This is a genomic window from Bradyrhizobium sp. TM233, from assembly GCF_036247965.1.
Lineage (GTDB): Bacteria > Pseudomonadota > Alphaproteobacteria > Rhizobiales > Xanthobacteraceae > Bradyrhizobium > Bradyrhizobium ottawaense.
This window is the reverse complement of the sequence record NZ_BTIG01000134.1, coordinates 1-271: the sequence shown is the minus strand read 5'-3', so window position 1 is coordinate 271 and position 271 is coordinate 1. Positions and strand designations below refer to the sequence as shown.

Annotated in this window: 1 protein-coding gene; it reads right to left on the bottom strand. The window is 63.8% G+C overall.

Annotation, left to right across the window (positions count from 1 at the left end; all coding sequences use genetic code 11):
- Positions 1-271, bottom strand: a 271-nt coding sequence (locus AABA86_RS34005) for an AAA family ATPase (protein ID WP_338309851.1), incomplete at both ends; no start/stop codon positions are given.

The window sequence follows — 271 nt, the reverse complement described above, 5'->3', positions numbered from 1 at the left end:
GGTTCTCCATCACCTGGAGCAGGATCTCGATGGCCTCCTGACCGTAGTCGCGCTCGTTGTCGGGGCGATGCAGATAATAGGCCTCGTCGATGAACAGCACGCCGCCCATCGCCTTCTTCAAGATCTCTTTGGTCTTCGGCGCGGTGTGGCCGATATACTGGCCGACGAGATCGTCGCGCGTCACCGAGATCACCTGTCCGCGCCGCACGAAGCCGAGGCCGTGCAGGATCTTGGCCATGCGCAGCGCCACGGTGGTCTTGCCGGTGCCGGG